Annotated in this window: 16 protein-coding genes; 8 read left to right on the top strand and 8 right to left on the bottom strand. The window is 63.2% G+C overall.

From position 1 onward, the window contains the following. Positions 1–84 precede the first annotated feature (84 nt). Together hutH and hutI are read right to left on the bottom strand one after the other, a co-directional pair. Positions 85–1,620, bottom strand: coding sequence for a histidine ammonia-lyase (gene hutH, locus GGD53_RS11030; RefSeq protein WP_184455829.1), 1,536 nt, complete (start codon positions 1,618–1,620; stop codon positions 85–87). Beyond that, positions 1,617–2,879: an imidazolonepropionase gene (gene hutI / locus GGD53_RS11035; RefSeq protein WP_184455831.1), complete on the bottom strand. Its 1,263-nt coding sequence runs from the start codon at positions 2,877–2,879 to the stop codon at positions 1,617–1,619. The genes hutH and hutI overlap by 4 nt, the downstream gene beginning before the upstream one ends. Positions 2,880–3,000: 121 nt before the next feature. Between hutI and GGD53_RS11040 the strand changes: the two genes are divergently transcribed. Both GGD53_RS11040 and hutC (GGD53_RS11045) read left to right on the top strand, forming a co-directional pair. After that, positions 3,001–4,347 (top strand): formimidoylglutamate deiminase, encoded by a 1,347-nt coding sequence (locus GGD53_RS11040; RefSeq protein ID WP_184455833.1) that lies wholly within the window; start codon positions 3,001–3,003, stop codon positions 4,345–4,347. Positions 4,348–4,407: 60 nt separating this feature from the next. Continuing rightward, positions 4,408–5,130: a histidine utilization repressor gene (hutC, locus tag GGD53_RS11045; RefSeq protein ID WP_184455835.1), complete on the top strand. Its 723-nt coding sequence runs from the start codon at positions 4,408–4,410 to the stop codon at positions 5,128–5,130. A 27-nt stretch (positions 5,131–5,157) separates the two neighbouring features. Here the strand turns inward: hutC (GGD53_RS11045) and hutC (GGD53_RS11050) are convergent, their stop codons facing one another. Beyond that, positions 5,158–5,913: a histidine utilization repressor gene (hutC, locus tag GGD53_RS11050; protein WP_184455837.1), complete on the bottom strand. Its 756-nt coding sequence runs from the start codon at positions 5,911–5,913 to the stop codon at positions 5,158–5,160. A gap of 191 nt (positions 5,914–6,104) precedes the next feature. On the opposite strand from hutC (GGD53_RS11050), the gene GGD53_RS11055 reads away from it, so the two are divergent. The 5 genes from GGD53_RS11055 (at position 6,105) to GGD53_RS11075 (ending at position 10,788) form a co-directional block, all read left to right on the top strand. Beyond that, on the top strand, positions 6,105–6,947 hold the full coding sequence (locus GGD53_RS11055) for a transporter substrate-binding domain-containing protein (protein WP_184455840.1): 843 nt from the start codon (positions 6,105–6,107) through the stop codon (positions 6,945–6,947). A 106-nt stretch (positions 6,948–7,053) separates the two neighbouring features. After that, on the top strand, positions 7,054–7,779 hold the full coding sequence (locus tag GGD53_RS11060) for an ABC transporter permease (RefSeq protein ID WP_184455842.1): 726 nt from the start codon (positions 7,054–7,056) through the stop codon (positions 7,777–7,779). A 10-nt stretch (positions 7,780–7,789) separates the two neighbouring features. Beyond that, positions 7,790–8,494: an ABC transporter permease gene (locus GGD53_RS11065; RefSeq protein ID WP_097598839.1), complete on the top strand. Its 705-nt coding sequence runs from the start codon at positions 7,790–7,792 to the stop codon at positions 8,492–8,494. Positions 8,495–8,521: 27 nt separating this feature from the next. Next, positions 8,522–9,298, top strand: a complete 777-nt coding sequence (locus GGD53_RS11070; RefSeq protein WP_184455844.1) for an ABC transporter ATP-binding protein — start codon at positions 8,522–8,524, stop codon at positions 9,296–9,298. Next, positions 9,295–10,788, top strand: a complete 1,494-nt coding sequence (locus GGD53_RS11075; protein ID WP_184455846.1) for an HAL/PAL/TAL family ammonia-lyase — start codon at positions 9,295–9,297, stop codon at positions 10,786–10,788. The genes GGD53_RS11070 and GGD53_RS11075 overlap by 4 nt, the downstream gene beginning before the upstream one ends. 13 nt (positions 10,789–10,801) lie before the next feature. Here GGD53_RS11075 and GGD53_RS11080 read toward each other — a convergent pair whose 3' ends face one another. Continuing rightward, positions 10,802–11,344: a hypothetical protein gene (locus tag GGD53_RS11080; protein ID WP_184455849.1), complete on the bottom strand. Its 543-nt coding sequence runs from the start codon at positions 11,342–11,344 to the stop codon at positions 10,802–10,804. 192 nt (positions 11,345–11,536) lie between these two features. Between GGD53_RS11080 and GGD53_RS11085 the strand changes: the two genes are divergently transcribed. Then, positions 11,537–12,274 carry a phosphatase PAP2 family protein gene (locus tag GGD53_RS11085; protein ID WP_184455852.1) on the top strand — a complete coding sequence of 246 codons (738 nt, stop codon included), beginning with the start codon at positions 11,537–11,539 and terminating at the stop codon, positions 12,272–12,274. Positions 12,275–12,373: 99 nt separating this feature from the next. Here the strand turns inward: GGD53_RS11085 and GGD53_RS11090 are convergent, their stop codons facing one another. The 4 genes from GGD53_RS11090 to GGD53_RS11110 form a co-directional block, all read right to left on the bottom strand. After that, positions 12,374–14,935 (bottom strand): FAD-dependent oxidoreductase, encoded by a 2,562-nt coding sequence (locus GGD53_RS11090; RefSeq protein ID WP_184455854.1) that lies wholly within the window; start codon positions 14,933–14,935, stop codon positions 12,374–12,376. A 267-nt stretch (positions 14,936–15,202) separates the two neighbouring features. After that, the gene (locus tag GGD53_RS11100; RefSeq protein WP_184455855.1) at positions 15,203–15,442 is read right to left on the bottom strand and encodes a hypothetical protein; all 240 of its coding nucleotides are present in this window, start codon (positions 15,440–15,442) and stop codon (positions 15,203–15,205) included. An 11-nt stretch (positions 15,443–15,453) separates the two neighbouring features. Further along, entirely contained in the window at positions 15,454–15,714 is a 261-nt protein-coding gene (locus GGD53_RS11105; protein ID WP_184455857.1) for a hypothetical protein, read from the bottom strand. Further along, complete coding sequence (locus tag GGD53_RS11110; RefSeq protein ID WP_184455859.1) at positions 15,715–16,035, bottom strand: XRE family transcriptional regulator; 321 nt, start codon at positions 16,033–16,035, stop codon at positions 15,715–15,717. Positions 16,036–16,176: the final 141 nt, after the last annotated feature.

Below are 16,176 nucleotides of genomic sequence, written 5' to 3' on the forward strand. Positions count from 1 at the left end.
GGTGAACGCGGCGAGGGCCGCACGGTAAGCCCCTCCCCCTTGTGGGGAGGGGTTGGGGAGGGGACTTTCTCCTTCGCCATCATCTCAACCCTCCAAAACCGGCAAAATGCCATTCGAAACCGAGCCATTCAGCGCCCCCGTCGCCACCAGTGCGGCGGCGGCGGCGAGATCCCCGGCCATGTAGCGGTCACTATCGAGGCTCGGCACCTTGGCGCGGATCGAAGCGATTGCCTTCAAAAGCTCCGGGCTCGTCGACAGCGGTGCGCGTAGTTCGATGCCCTGGGCAGCGGTCAGCGCCTCGATGCCGATGATGGCGAACAGGTTTTCGGTCATGCCGAGCAGACGGCGGGCGCCATGGCAGGCCATGGAGACATGGTCTTCCTGGTTGGCCGAGGTCGGCGTTGAATCGACCGACGCCGGGTGCGACATCTGCTTGTTTTCCGACATCAGCGCCGCCGAGGTGACCTCGGCGATCATCAGGCCTGAGTTCAAGCCCGGCTTCTTGGCGAGGAAGGCCGGCAGGCCGTAAGAGAGGGTGGGATCGACCAGCAGTGCGATGCGGCGCTGCGAGATCGCGCCGATCTCGCAGACGGCGAGCGCGATCTGGTCGGCGGCGAAGGCGACGGGTTCGGCGTGGAAATTGCCGCCCGAGACGACGGAATTGTCCGAGAGCACCAGCGGATTGTCGGTGACCGCATTGGCCTCGATTTCGAGTGTGCGGGCGACCGAGCGCAAGAGATCGAGGCAGGCGCCGTCGACCTGCGGCTGGCAGCGGATGCAATAGGGATCCTGCACGCGCTCGTCGCCCTCGATATGGCTTTGGCGGATGACGGAGTTTTCGAGCAGGCCGCGAAGGGCGGCCGCGGTATCGATCTGCCCCTTATGACCACGCAGCGTATGGATATCGGCATGGAAGGGCGCAGACGAACCCATGGCCGCGTCGGTCGATATTGCGCCGGTGATCAAGGCGGATTGGGCAGCACGATGGGCGCGGAAGAGGCCGGCGAGCGCCAGTGCCGTCGAGGCCTGGGTGCCGTTGATCAGCGCCAGGCCCTCCTTGGCGGCGAGCACGACCGGCTTCAGCCCGGCTCTTTCCAGAGCTTCAGCACCGGAAAGACGTTCGCCGGCGAAGAATGCTTCGGCCTCGCCCATCATCACCGCCGCCATATGGGCGAGCGGCGCAAGATCGCCGGAGGCGCCGACCGAGCCTTTTTCCGGGATCAGCGGGACGACGCCCTTATCAAGCATGCCTTCGATCAGCCGCACCAGCTCCAGTCGCACGCCGGAGGCGCCGCGCCCGAGCGAGACCAGCTTCAGCGCCATGATCAGCCGGACGATGTTCTCCGGCAGCGGCGCGCCGACGCCGCAGCAATGCGACAGGATGAGATTGCGCTGCAGGGTGGCGACGTCGGCGCTATCGATCTTGATCGAGGCAAGTTTGCCGAAGCCGGTATTGATGCCGTAGACCGGGGCATTGCCGGCGGCGATCTCGGCGATGCGGGCGGCGGCCTTGTTAATGCCGTCATCGAAGGCGGGATCGAGCCTGGCCGGCTCGCCGGTCCAATAGATGATCTCCAGATCCTTGAGCGAGACAGAGCCCGGATGAAGCGTGATGGTCATCGACCGTTCCTTTCGCCCTTGAAGACGCGTGCGTGAAGTGGGTTGAAGCCGATGCGGTAGACGAGCTCGGCGAGGTTTTCGACATTCCAGACGGCGAGATCGGCCGACTTGCCGGGCTCGATCGTTCCGGTCTCGGCGATGAGGCCGAGAGCGCGGGCGCCTTCGCGGGTGGCGCCGGCGATGCATTCCTCGACGGTGAGCCCGAACAGCGTCGCCGACATGTTCATGGTCAGCAGCATCGAGGTCAGCGGCGAGGTGCCGGGATTGCAGTCTGTGGCGATCGCGATTTGCACGCCGGCCCGGCGCAGCGCCTCGACCGGCGGCTTCTGCTTCTCATGGATGGCGTAGAAGGCGCCGGGCAGCAGCACGGCGACAGTGCCGGCAGCCTCCATCGCGGCAACGCCATCTTCGTCGAGATATTCGAGATGGTCGGCCGAAAGCGCGCCGTATGAGGCAGCAAGCTTGGCGCCGCCGAGATTGGAGAGCTGTTCGGCATGCAGCTTGACCGGCAGGCCGAGCGCCTTCGCCTTGTCGAAGACGCGGGCGATCTCGGCCGGGGAAAAGGCGATGCCCTCGCAGAAGCCGTCGACAGCATCGGCGAGGCCGAGATTATACATGTCGTCGAGGCCGGGCAGCACGACATCGTCGAGATAGTCGCCGTTGCGGCCCTTGTATTCGACAGGGGTCGCATGCGCGCCGAGATAGCTGGTGGCGACGCGCACCGGTCTGATATGACCGAGCAGCCGGGCGCTCTGCAGCATCTTCACTTCGCCGGCCCGATTCAGCCCGTAGCCGGACTTCACTTCGATCGTGGTGACACCTTCGGCAAGCAGCGTATCGAGCCGCGGCAGCGCTTCGGCGACGAGGTCTTCGACCGACAGCGCATTGGTGGCCTTCACCGAGGAGACGATGCCGCCGCCGGCGCGGGCGATTTCTTCGTAGGTGGCGCCGGCAAGGCGCATCTCGAATTCGCGGGCGCGATTGCCGCCGTGAACGATATGGGTGTGGCAGTCGACGAGACCGGGGGTGACCCAGCGGCCTTCGAGATCAACGATCTCGGATTTCTCTATGGCGGATGCCGGCAATTCGCTTTCGGCGCCGGCAAAGGCAATACGGCCCCCTTCAGTCAGCACGGCGCCTTTTTCGACGATGCCGAGACCCGCTCTGTCCGGCGCCAGCGTCGCCAGCCGCGCATTGCGCCACAGCACCGGCCGGATGTCGGCGGATGGGGTACCTTCAGAAAAATTGTTCCCGCTCATCAGCTTTGCGCCTTTCCTTATGCCGAAACATGTATATACATAATCAGCAGGTGACAAGAGAAATTTTGCGCGCTTTTCTGGAAAAGAAAGATCGGCGGCGCGGCAGGAGGAGAAGAAGGCCATGACCATACTTCACGCAGAGACGGCACTGACGTCGCAAGGCTGGCGGAAGAACGTGCGGCTGACGCTCGAAGAAGGTCGCATCGCCCGGGTCGAGTCCGACATTGCCGCTTCGTCCGGCGATGAGTGCCATGCTCTGATCGTTCCCGCCATGGGCAACCTGCACAGCCATGCCTTCCAGCGGGCGATGGCCGGTCTTGCCGAAGTACGTGGGCCTGCCAATGACAGCTTCTGGAGCTGGCGCACGGTTATGTACAAGTTTGCCCTGGCGATGACGCCCGATCATGTCGAAGCGGTCGCCGGCAAGCTCTATGCCGAGATGCTGGAGGCGGGCTTTTCCCGTGTCGGCGAATTCCACTATCTCCACCATGACAAGGATGGCGGCGCTTATGCCAATATTGCCGAGCTTGCCGAACGCATCGGTGCTGCGAGCGAAGAGACCGGCATCGGCCTGACGCTTCTACCCGTCTTTTATGCCCATTCCGGCTTCGGTGGTGCCGCGCCGATTGAAGGCCAGCGACGCTTCATCAATTCGCTGGAAAGCTTCGAAAGGCTGATGGATGGGTGCCGTGTGGTGACCGGCCGGCTCGACGGCGCCGAACTCGGGCTGGCGCCGCACAGCTTGCGGGCCGCCACTCCCGAGGAGTTGGCGAAGCTTGTGCCGATGGCGGGCGACGGGCCGATCCACATCCATGTCGCCGAACAGGTGAAGGAGGTCGAGGACTGCATTGCCTGGTCCGGCGCACGGCCGGTGGAATGGCTGCTCGATCATGTGCCGGTCGATCAGCGCTGGTGCTTCATCCATGCGACGCACATGACCGAAGACGAGACGCGGCGGATGGCGAAGAGCGAGGCGGTTGCCGGCCTCTGCCCGATCACCGAAGCCAATCTCGGCGACGGCGCCTTTGCCGCGCCGCTCTTCCTCGGAGAGGGCGGCCGTTATGGCATCGGTTCGGATTCAAACGTGCTGATCTCCGTGCCGGAGGAACTGCGCCAGCTCGAATATTCGCAGCGACTGGCGTTGCGCGCCCGCAATGTGGTGGCAGCGCCCGGCGGTTCGACGGCGCTTTCGCTGTTCACCCACGCCCTTGCCGGCGGCGGTGCCGCGCTGAAAGCGCCGGCCGGTATCGTCGAGGGCTATCACGCTGATCTCGTTTCGCTCGATACGTCTGCCGTTCCCTATCTCTCGGGCGACCAGATCCTCGACCATTGGCTGTTTGCCGGCGGCGTTTCCGTCGATTGCGTCTGGGCGCGCGGCCGCAAGCAGGTGGAAGGCGGCCGCCATCGCGAGCGCGACGCCATCGACCGGCGGTTCCTCGCCGCAATGGGCGAGTTGCTGGCGGCCTGAAAAAGCGCTTTTCCTTGCAAGGCATTCGATCTAGATCGGGAGATCAATCGGAACGTGGCGATGAACCAAAGCAGGGATCTGACCTTGCACCAGCGCATCCTGGGCGAGATCGAGGGCCGTATCGTCTCGGGCGAATGGCCACCGGGGCATCGTATTCCCTTCGAGGTCGATCTCGCCACGCAGTATGACTGCTCGCGCATGACGGTGAACAAGGTGCTGACCCAGCTCGCCAAGGCCGGGCTCATCGAGCGCCGCAAGAAATCCGGCAGCTTCGTCACCCAGCCGCAGGCGCAATCGGCCGTGCTCGAAATCCACGACATCAAGGCCGAGGTGCAGTCGCTGAATCTGCCCTATTCCTATGCGCTTTCGAAGAAGGCGAGCCGCAAGGCGAAGGCGGAAGACAGAAGCCGGCTGGAACTGCCCGTAGCGTCTTCGGTCGTCGAGGTGGTCTGCATCCACAATGCCGGGGCGCAGCCCTTCTGCCTGGAGGAGCGGCTGATCAGCCTTGCGACCGTGCCTGAGGCCGCCGATGCCGATTTTCTGGCGGTGGCGCCGGGGCCGTGGCTGCTCAACCAGGTGCCGTGGAGCACGGCTGAACACCGGATCCACGCGGTCTCCGCCAGTGCTGAGGTGGCCGCGGCGCTCGACATCGCCCGCAACACCGCCTGCCTGGTGGTCGAACGCCGCACCTGGAGCGGCGCCGGTCCGGTGACCCATGTCCGCTTCACCTATCCGGGCGATCGCCACGCGCTGGTGGCGCGGTTCACGCCGGCATCGCAATAGGTTCCATATACAAGATGGCAGGTGTTTTTACTCTTCGAACATCTTGCCGCTGCGCGCCTCGAGCCGATAGCGATAGCCGGGATAGACGAGGCGTGCGGTCGAGACCACCTGTTTTGCCGACCATGTGCGCCGGCGGATCGTCAGGCACGGCTCGGTCTTGAGGATGGTGAGCAGCTTGCATTCCCATGCCTGCGGCATCGCCGCCTCGACGACGTGCTCGGAGCCGCTGAGCGGGGCGGCCGCCGTCAGATAGGCGTTCGGCGTCAGCGTCGTGAAGTCCTGCTTGAGATAGTCGGGGGCGGCTTCCGGATGGACGAAACGGTCTTCGATCTGCACCGGCACGCCGTTTTCGCTGTGCACGATCAGCGAGTGGAACACCGCCGCCCCGATATCAAGTTCCAAGGCGTCGGCGATCTCGGGAGAGGCCGTTTCCTGGGCGAGAACGACGACGGACGCCTCGTGGACATGGCCGCGTTCGGCGATCTCCTCGGCGATGTTGCGCACCTCGAACAGCGCCGAATAACCCTTGCGCTCGGCGACGAACGAGCCGACGCCCTGGATGCGGACGAGTTCGCCTTCATTGGCGAGTTCGCGCAGCGCCCGGTTGGCGGTCATCTTGCTGACGCCGAGCTCGACGACCAGTTCATTTTCCGACGGCACGCGGTATTTCGGCGGCCATTCGCCGCTGTGGATGCGGTCGAGGATCACCTGCTTGACGCCGGCATAAAGCGGCGTGCTGTCATTTCCCGCCAGATCGCGCTTCATCTCCCCGGAACGCTTCATTGCCTATTCCTTTTGCACGGATACAATTCGCCACATAAAACGACTTTCCTCTTGCATAACACAAAATTTCTCATATGGTACCATATACAACCTCCCGAACGGTCCTCGATGAAAAAAAGGACGGAACGGGCAAGCCGGCGGAGATCGGCGGTGCCGCAAGGTCTGTTTCAACTCCAGAGGAGAATTCATCGATGAAATTAAGCGCAATTCTTTTTTGCGGCGTCGCCGCCTTTTCCGCTTTCGCAGCTCCCGCCTTTTCCAAGGACTGGACGAAGGCGACCATCACGCTTGAGGGCGCTTATGCGCCGTGGAATCTCACCAATGCCGATGGCACGCTCGGCGGCTTCGAGCCCGAGCTTGCCAAGGTGCTCTGCGAACGCGCCAAGATCGAATGCACGCTGGTTGCCTCCGACTGGGACGGCATGATCCCGGCTCTCAACGCCGGCAAGTTCGACGTCATCATGGATGCGCTGTCGATCACCGACGAGCGCAAGCAGGTGATCGATTTCACCATTCCCTATGCCGCCACCCCTGCCGCCTTTGCGACCGCCAAGGACAGCCCGCTGGCGAAGGCCGCCGGCACCGGCGCCACGATCAAGATGACGCCGGGCCAGACCGGCGTGAAGGAAATCGAAGCGCTGAAGACCGCCTTCAAGGGCAAGACGATCGGCATCCAGGCAGCGACCGTCTACGCCAAGTTCGTCTATGACAATTTCGGCGACATTGCGGAAATCCGCGAATACAAGACCGGCGCCGACCGCGACCTCGACCTGCAGAACGGCCGAATCGACCTCGGCTTCGATGACGCCGTCTATTTCGCCAATGCCTTCGAGAGCGCCAACGGCGCGCTCGATTTCACCGGCCCAGAGATCGTCGGCTCGATCTGGGGAGAGGGTGAGGGCCTCGGCATCCGCAAGGCCGATACCGACCTGCGCGACAAGTTCAACGTGGCGATCAAATCGGCGCTTGCCGATGGCACGGTCAAGAACCTTTCGATGAAGTGGTTCAAGGTCGACGTCAGCCCGCAGCAATAAGCCTTTCGGCCTTTTGGCCGCAGGCGCCGGTCTCCGGCTTCAATGCCGGAGACCGCGTGTTATTCTTGAATTCACAAAACACTGCCGCGGACGGGGAACGGACGATATGGCAAGCTTGGAACTGCTCGGCTTCGGCTCGACCGGATGGGGCGCGCTGCTCATTCTCGCCGCCTTGATGACGCTGGCCGTCACGGCGACGGCGCTGGCGATCGGCGCGGTGCTCGGCGCGATCGTCGCGGCGGCAAAGCTCTCCGGCAACTCTTTCCTCGTCGCCCTCGGCAATGTCTATACGACCGTGTTTCGCGGCGTGCCGGAACTGCTGATCATCTATCTCATCTATTTCGGCGGCTCCTCGGCCGTCACCTCGATCGGCAAGGCGATGGGCTATGAGGGTTTCCTCGGTCTGCCGTCCTTTGCCGCCGGCGCGCTTGCCGTCGGCATCATTTCCGGCGCCTATCAGGCGGAAGTGTTCCGCGGCGCCTTCCTCGCCATTTCCAAGGGGGAGCTCGAGGCGGCCTCGGCGATCGGCATGCATCGCGGCCTGCGCTTTCGCCGCATTATCATGCCGCAGGTGCTGCGGCTGGCCATTCCCGGCCTCGGCAATGTCTGGCAGCTCAGCCTCAAGGATTCGGCGCTGATCTCCGTCACCGGCCTGGCCGAGCTGATGCGCACCAGCCAGGTGGCGGCGGGCTCGACGCGGCAGTATTTCCTGTTCTTCATCGCCGGCGGCTGCCTCTACCTGATCCTGACCAGCCTTTCGGACCGCATCTTCAACGGCGCCGAACGCCGCGCCAACCGCAGCATGCCGGCCTCGGCCATGGGCCAGGCGTAAGGGGGCGACGATGGATTTCACCTTCCTCGCGTCGACCATGGTCACCCTGCTCAAGGCCGTGCCGACGACGCTGATCCTGTTCTCGCTGTCGATCTTCTTCGGCGGCCTGCTGGCGCTCGTCATCGTCTGGATGCGGGTCAGCGGCAACCGCCTGCTGTCGGGCTTTGCCAAGGGCTATATCTTCGTCTTCCGCGGCTCGCCGCTCTTGATCCAGATGTTCCTGGTCTTCTACGGCCTCGGCCAGTTCGGCGTCATACGTTATTCCTTCCTCTGGCCGTTCCTGCGTGAGCCGATGGTCTGCGCCATCCTTTCTTTGGCGCTCTGCACGGCCGGCTACACGGCGGAGATCTTCCGCGGCGGCATCCGCGCCGTCTCGCCGAAGGAGATCGAGGCGGCGCGCTCGATCGGCATGTCCGGCTTCCTGCTGGTGCGCCGGATCCTGGCGCCGATCGCCTTCCGTCACGCGCTGCCGGCCTATTCCACCGAGATCGTGCTGATGATGAAGTCGACGGCGCTCGCAAGCCTCGTCACCGTCTGGGAGGTGACCGGTGTCGCCCAGCGGCTGATCTCGCAGACCTACCGCACGATGGAAGTCTTCCTCTGTGCGGCGATCATCTATCTCGTGCTGAACTTCATCATCCTGCAGGGCATGGCCCTGCTTGAATATTCGCTGTCCCGACACCGCCGCGCGGCCCCGCAGCCGTTGAAGGCATAGGCAGTTTTTGACCTGATTGGAGCAATCATGCCAGGCGTTACCCGACTTTCGGTCCGCAATATCCGCAAGAGCTTCGGCACGCACGAGGTCTTGCGCGGCATTTCCCTCGATGCGGAAGACGGCGATGTGATTTCGCTGCTCGGCGCCTCCGGCTCCGGCAAATCGACCTTTCTGCGCTGCATCAACATGCTGGAAACCGCCAGCGACGGCGAGATCTGGGTCGATGGTGAGCACATCGAAATGATTCACAAGAACGGCAAGACAAAACCGGCGAGCCAGAAGCAGGTCGATCATATCCGCTCCGAACTCGGCATGGTCTTCCAGTCCTTCAATCTCTGGTCTCATATGACCATCCTGCAGAATGTCATCGAAGGGCCTATCCATGTCCTGAAGCGGCCGCGCGCCGAATGCATCGCCGAGGCCGAGGCGCTGCTCGAAAAGGTCGGCATCGCAGACAAGCGCCATGCCTATCCCGCCCATCTCTCCGGCGGCCAGCAGCAGCGCGCCGCAATCGCCCGCGCTTTGGCGATGAAGCCGAAGGTCATGCTGTTCGACGAGCCGACCTCGGCGCTCGATCCGGAACTCGTCGGTGAAGTCCTGCGCGTCATGCGCGCTCTTGCCGAGGAGGGCATGACCATGCTCGTCGTCACCCATGAGATGAGCTTTGCCCGCAACGTCTCGAACCGCGTCGTCTTCATGCGCGAGGGGCTGATCGAAAGCAGCGGCAAGCCGGAGGAGATGTTCACCGGCGGCGCCACGCCCGCCTTCCGCCAGTTCATCGGCCACTTCGGAACCGGCCAATGACCGTTACTATCGATCAAGTGCTGACCTGGCGCGACGTCGCGCGCGTCGGGGCAGGGGAGGCGCTTGCGCTCTCACCCGCCGCCTGGACGCGGGTCGAAGAGGCAAGCCGTATCGTTGCGCGCATCGTCGAGACGGGCGTGCGCGCCTACGGCGTCAACACCGGCGTCGGGGCACTGGCCGATACGGTGGTCGACCGCCCCTCGCAGAGCCTGTTGTCGCGCAGCATCGTGCTCAGCCACGCCTGCGGCGTCGGCCCTTTGCTTGATGCCCGCGCGGTTCGGGCCATCATCGCCGCTCAGATTGCCAATTTCGCCCATGGCCATTCCGGCGTGCGGCGCGAGATCGTTGCGCATCTCACAGCACTGCTGGCGCATGATTGCATTCCCGACGTGCCGTCGAAAGGCTCGGCGGGTTACCTCACCCATAACGCCCATACCGCGCTCGTCCTGATCGGCGAAGGCAGCGCCATGCTGGGCGGAGAACGCATGAGCGGCCGCGAAGCACTTGCCGCGATCGGCCTCGAACCGCTGGTACTCGGCGCCAAGGAAGGTTTGAGCCTCGTCAACGGCACGGCCTGCGCCACCGGTTTGACCGCCACCGCACTTTTGCGCGCCGAACGGCTGCTCGACTGGGCCGATGCCATCGCAGCGCTGACGCTGGAAGCGGCAGGCTGCCAGATCGCCGCCTTCGACGAGGCGGTGCTGGCGCTGCGCCCATCGGCGGGAATTGAAAAGGTGGGAGCGTCCCTCCGTGCCCGCCTTCGCGGCAGCGGCCTTGTCGCCTCCGCCTTCGGCCGGCGCACCCAGGATGCGCTCAGCCTTCGGTCGGTGCCGCATGCCCATGGCGCCGCCCGCGACGTCTTCGACAATTCCGCCCGCATCGCCGATCAGGAACTGGCCTCGGTAACGGACAATCCGGCCGTCTCAGGTACGCCGGAACAGCCGATCGTCTTTTCCGAGGCGCATGCGGTCGCCCCGGCGCTCGGGCAGTCAGCCGACAGCCTCGCCATTGCGCTGGCGCAGATCGGCGCGATCAGCGAAAGGCGCATGGACCGGCTGGTCAATCCGCTGGTGAGCGGTCTGCCGCCGTTTCTGGCGAGCGATGCCGGCAGCCATTCCGGCTTCATGATCGCGCAATATACCGCAGCCGCGCTGAGCAACGAGAACCGCCGCCTTGCCGCGCCTGCGGCGATGGACGGCGGGTTGACCTCCGGCCTGCAGGAGGATTTTCTCGCCCATCCCACAGCCGCCGCCGGCAAGCTGCTCGCCGTCATCGACAATGCCGAATATATAATGGCGATCGAGTTGATGGCCGCCGCCCAGGCGCATGATTTCCTGGCGGCGACGGCGCCGCGGGCGGCCGGTACGGATCTGGTCTATCAGGCGGTGCGGCAGCGTATCTCCCATTATGGCGACGAGCGGCCGCTCAATGGCGATATCGAGGCCGTGCGCGGCCTGATCCGCGAGACTGCGCCGCCACCGATGAATTGAATCGGGCAGACCGTCAGAACGGCTTGCTGGTGTCGGAATCCTGCTTCGGTTTTCCGCCGGCTTCGAGGCGTTTGAGACACTGGGCGAAGGTGGGGTAGAGCTGGTCCACCCGCGACAGCGGCAGCGTCCAGTCGCCTTCGTCGCCGGCAAAGGTCAGCTGCACGTCAGGGGTTCCTGAAAAGGAATTCTTGATGATCTTCTTCAGCCCGCCGCTTCCCTTGCTGCCTGCGGGCCAGAGGCGAAGCGTGGTCTTGTCGAAGAACTCGGCGGCAACGACTTTCGTCATATTGCGATCGGTCAGCGTCACCTCGGTCGTCGTGCCGGCCGGAATGTCCCAGCTGTTCTTCGACACCAGCCAGAACGTCTCGGTCGCGCTCTGGCGGAATTCCATGGTCTTGCCGATCTCGCTCTCCCACAGCAGCCGGCAGTAGGCAGGCTGTTCGCTGGCATAGCCGACTGACCATTGTCTTGCGCCGCCCATCCATTCGGTCTCGCCGAAGGCGGAGACCGGCTGCAGGGCGGATGCCAGCAGAACCATCGCGGTCAGAATTTTCATCGCCGAAGTCTCCAGGACAATCTGCTTCAGCCATAGCAAAAGAAGGTTGAGCTTTTGCTACCGGTCGTTTGGGATGAGGCGGCGATCAGATTCGGCGAAGTGGCTCCTCGACCTTGCAAGGTCTTGAATTTTCGACTCACCTTGCCGATCTGGCGGGTGAGGACATGATGTGAAGGGAGCTCGACGGCAGGCATGACGGAGGTTCAACGACGCGGTTTCCTGGCGAGGCTCAATGCCTATGAGCCACTGACGCTGATCATGCTGGCATCGATCGCAGGCGGGCTGTTCGTGCTGCAGCGGCTGACGAGTGAGGTCCTCGAAGGAGAAACTTTTGGTTTCGACCAGGCGGTCCTGCTGGCGCTGCGGCGGGCCGACGATCTTGCCGTACCGATCGGTCCGGCTTGGCTAACCCACGCCGTCGACGACATCACCAGCCTCGGCGGCATCACCGTCTTGGCGCTGCTGACGGTTCTCATCACCGTCTATCTCTTGCTCGACCGGCGCTGGCCGATCGCGATCTTCGTCTTTTCGTCAGTGGTGTCGGGCTGGCTGGCGAGCACGCTGTTGAAGATCCTCGTCGCGCGGCCGCGCCCGGATGTCGTGCCGCATCTCATCGAGGTCAGCGATCTCAGTTTTCCCTCCGGTCACGCCATGGTCTCGGCGGTGACCTATCTGACGCTCGGGGCGCTGGTGGCGCGCACCCAGCGTTACCGCTCGACGCGGATCTTCGTCATGGGCGCTGGCGTCTTCCTCGCCGTCATCATCGGGCTCAGCCGGATCTATCTCGGCGTCCATTACCCCACGGATGTTTTTGCCGGATGGTGCGCCGGCGCACTGTGGGCGCTCGGCTGCTGGCTGATCTCGAAGAGGTTCGTCCCGAGCCGTGCGCCTGACAATGGCGTTGAGGCTGTAAATGGAGACAACACTTAGCGTAATGCGGCTCAACCGCATGAATGTGGCGCCGTGCTGGCGGCGCCACAGGTGCTTGAGTGCGCAGGTTCTGCCGCTTTCGTTGAAAGCTGAACCGCTTTAGGTGCGCGGCTTCAGATTTTCCGGGTCGTAGATCGGCTTGTAGCCGACGCCGACAACCTCAACCGGATAGGTCTCGGCAAAATACTCGACATTCAGCTTGCGTCCGACCTGGCAATGCGACCAGGGCAGATAGGCCAAGGCAATGTTCTTGCCGACAGTCGGGCCGTAGGCGATTGAGGTCGTGTAGGACCGGCGGCCAAGCTCGTCGACCAGGACCTCTCCGGTGGCGGGATCGACGACCGGCAGGTTGCCGAGGGGATAACGCTTCACGCCCGATTTGTCGGTATTCTCGGTCATGACGAGCGTGCAGAGCATGGCCGGCTGGTGCTCGCGCGCTTTATATTCCAGATGCTTTTCCTTGCCGCGGAAATCGGCTTCCTTGACCTTCGGGCGGGCGAGATCGGCTTCGATCAGGTTGTACTGGGTCAGCAGGTCGGCGTTCTGCAGGCGCAGGCTCTTTTCCATGCGGCGCGAGTTCGCATAGGTTTCGACGCCGAAGGCCATCACGCCGGTCGAGCGCAGCGCGTCCCAGACAGCGAGGCCGTCTTCGTACTTCATGTGCAGTTCCCAGCCCTGCTCGCCGACATAGGAGATGCGGAAGGCGGTGACAGTCTTGCCTGATATTTCGATCGGCTTGATCGCCGCAAAGGCGAAGTTTTCCTGATCGAGCCCGGCCGGATCGGCTACGACCTTCTTCAGCGTCTCGCGCGCGTTCGGACCCCAGATGCCGATCGTCACGAATTTCTCCGAGACGTCGGTGACGGTCACGTCAAGGCCGCGGTCTTGAGCGGCCCGCTTCATATACTGCAGATCGCGCGGGCCGGCATCGGCGCCGTTGACGAGACGGCAGCGGTCGGCCATGCGGAAGACGGTGAAGTCGGCGCGCACCATTCCTTCGTCGTCGAGGAAGTGGGTGTAGATACCCTTGCCGATGTTGGCATCGCCGCCGATCTTGGCGGCGCACAACCATTCCATCAGCTCGACATGATCAGGCCCCTCGATATCGACCATGTGGAAATGGCTGAGATTGACGATGCCGCAATCCTCGCTCATCGCCAGATGCTCGGCATTCGACACGCGCCAGAAATGGCGGCTGTCCCATTCGTTCTCGCGAACCGGAACGCGGTCGGCATATTTTTCCAGAAGGTGCTCGTTGGCGGCATAGCCGTGCGCACGCTCCCAGCCGCCAAGCTCCATGAAGTAGCCGCCGAGTTCCTTTTCGCGCTCGTAGAAGGGCGAGCGCTTGGCGTTGCGGCCGGATAGATAGGGCTCGCGGGTATGGACGGCGGGGAAATAGATCTTCTGGGCGGCTTCGTAGCAGCGGCCTTCGATGAATTCTTCCGTCAGTTGATGCGGATAGAAGCGGGCGTAATCGATGCTGTTGTGATCGATTTCGGTCCGGCCGTCGGTCATCCAGTCGGCGATCAGCTTGCCGTAGCCCGGGCCGTCCTTGACCCAGATGGCAACGCAATACCAGAGACCGCGCACCTTCTGGCTCTCGCCGCAGGATGCGCCGCCGCCGGCAGAAACCTGCAGCAAGCCGTTGAAGGAGTGACCTTCGTTATAACCGAGTTCGCCGAGGATCGGCGTCAGTTCCATGGCGCGTTCGAGCGGCTCGATGATCTGTTCCATCTCGAGGTCGCGCTGCGAGGGCGAAAGCCGCGCTTCGTGTTTTTCGAGAAGATCGCGCGGATGGCACATGCGCGGATTGGTGGCTTCGTAATAGCCCCACTCGATCTGGCCGCCCTCGGTCGTCGCCGGGTCGCCGGTATCGCGCATATAGGCGGAGTTGCCCTGGTCGCGCAGCAGCGGGAAACCGATTTCCTTGCCGGTGCCTTCAAACTCGTTATAGGGACCGAAGAAGGTGAGCGGGTGGTCGACCGGCATGACCGGCAGGTCTTCGCCGACCATCTCCGCGATCAGGCGGCCCCAGAGGCCGGCGCAGACGATGACATGGTCGGCCATGATGGTGCCGCGATGGGTGACGACGCCCTTGATGCGGCCGCCTTCGACGATCAGCGACTTCGCCGGGGTGTTGCCGAACACCTGCAGCTTGCCGGCCTTCTCCGCGGCGTCGACCAGCTTGCCGGCAACGGTCTGCGAGCGCGGAATGACGAGGCCGGCATCCGGATCGAAAAGGCCGCCCATCACCTGATCTTCCTCGATCAGCGGGAACTTCTCCTTGATCTCGGAGGGGCTGACATAATGGGCGCGCGTGCCGAAGGCGCGGGCCGAGGAAAGCTTGCGCTTGATTTCCTCCATCCAGGCATGGTCGCCGGTGCGCGCCACTTCGAGGCCGCCGATGCGGGCGTAGTGGCCCATCTTCTCGTAGAAATCGATCGAATATTGCGTCGTCCAGACCGACAGATAGTCGTGACTGGTGGTGTAACAGAAGTCCGAGGCATGGGCTGTCGAGCCGATGTCGGTCGGAATGCCCGACTTGTCGATGCCGACGATATCGTCCCATCCGCGCTCGACGAGATGATGCGCGATGGAGGCGCCGACGATACCGCCGAGCCCGATGATGACGACCTTTGCCTTTTCCGGAAATGCTGCCACGTGCTGTTCCTTCTATTTCCGCACGAATTAAAACTACCGAGCCGCGCTTGGCTTACGCTTCGCGTGAGATGCAGGAGCCATGTCAGCCTCGTGAGCGTGTCACATTTGCCGAAGCTGCAAAACCCCAGACCTCTCCCTCTCGAAGCTGGATAAGCCATTATGCATAAGGCTCACAATCGTCATTGGTCCTACGCCGTCGAGTAACGGCGTAATTGCGCCAGTCCTGATCGGGCTGAAGTTATTCCAGACAGAGCTCGCACGCCCCGATCACGGCGCAGAAATCGCCTCGAGCCGGTCGATGTCCCCCAACACAATATCTTCGGAAACAGGTTCGCGATTGTGAAGGCGGAACCATTCGGCCGCCTCGCGCACGCGATCCCCGTGCGGTGATGGGTAGGCGCCGAGCCGGAGAACCCACTCGCGCACGGTCTCGCGCTCCATCCGCCCGGCCCGATATCGCTCGCAGACGGTTTTCGCCGAGGCGACGAGATCATTGATGCTCTTCATGGGGCCGCCCCTCAATGCACGGAAGGCTCGTCATCGTCGAGGAAGGATCGGATGCCGTCCCGCTCGACGACCGCCAGGAATTCGTCGAAGGCCTCACGGTCGGTCGCAAAGGGCTCCTCCCAGCGGATCAGATCCTCCGCCTGGGTGACGACTTCCATTGTCCAGTCCTCATTGCTGCCGGAGGTTCGAAAAATGTCGACGAGCACCGTCACGCCATCGTCGGTGAATTCCCCCGCCAATTCGGAGTGCTCAAGCTTCTGTTTCTTTGCCATTCAACCGCCAGCGCCGGGAGGGGCGTCGTTTTTCAGATATTCTTCGTATTGGACCGTCTCGGTCTCGTCAGTGTCTATAGAAGCCGATGCAGGTCTTGCCAAGCGAACGCCGGCGCCGCCGCCATTTTCCGGGATGAAAAGCACGCCCGCATCTTCCAGGCTGCGTTTCATATCACGCAAAGCCTGCTCATCAGGGGAAAGCTTTCCGGCCTCGTAACCGACAATCGTCGCCTTGGCCACCTTCGAGGCTGAAGACAGCTCCTTCTCGGACCACGCGATGAGGGCACGCGCGGCCCTGCACTGAGCTGGAGATAGGCACAAAATAACCACCTGACGTTAGTAGTAGGAGATGGAGCATTTCCGGGGTTTCGGAGAAATCAGGGCATGCACTCGGTCGGCAATATAGAGATGTAACCACAGGTGAAGAAGGCAAGCACGTGATGATGACGCCGGCTGGACGCG

Source organism: Rhizobium aethiopicum, assembly GCF_014197535.1.
GTDB classification, from domain to species: Bacteria; Pseudomonadota; Alphaproteobacteria; order Rhizobiales; family Rhizobiaceae; genus Rhizobium; species Rhizobium aethiopicum_A.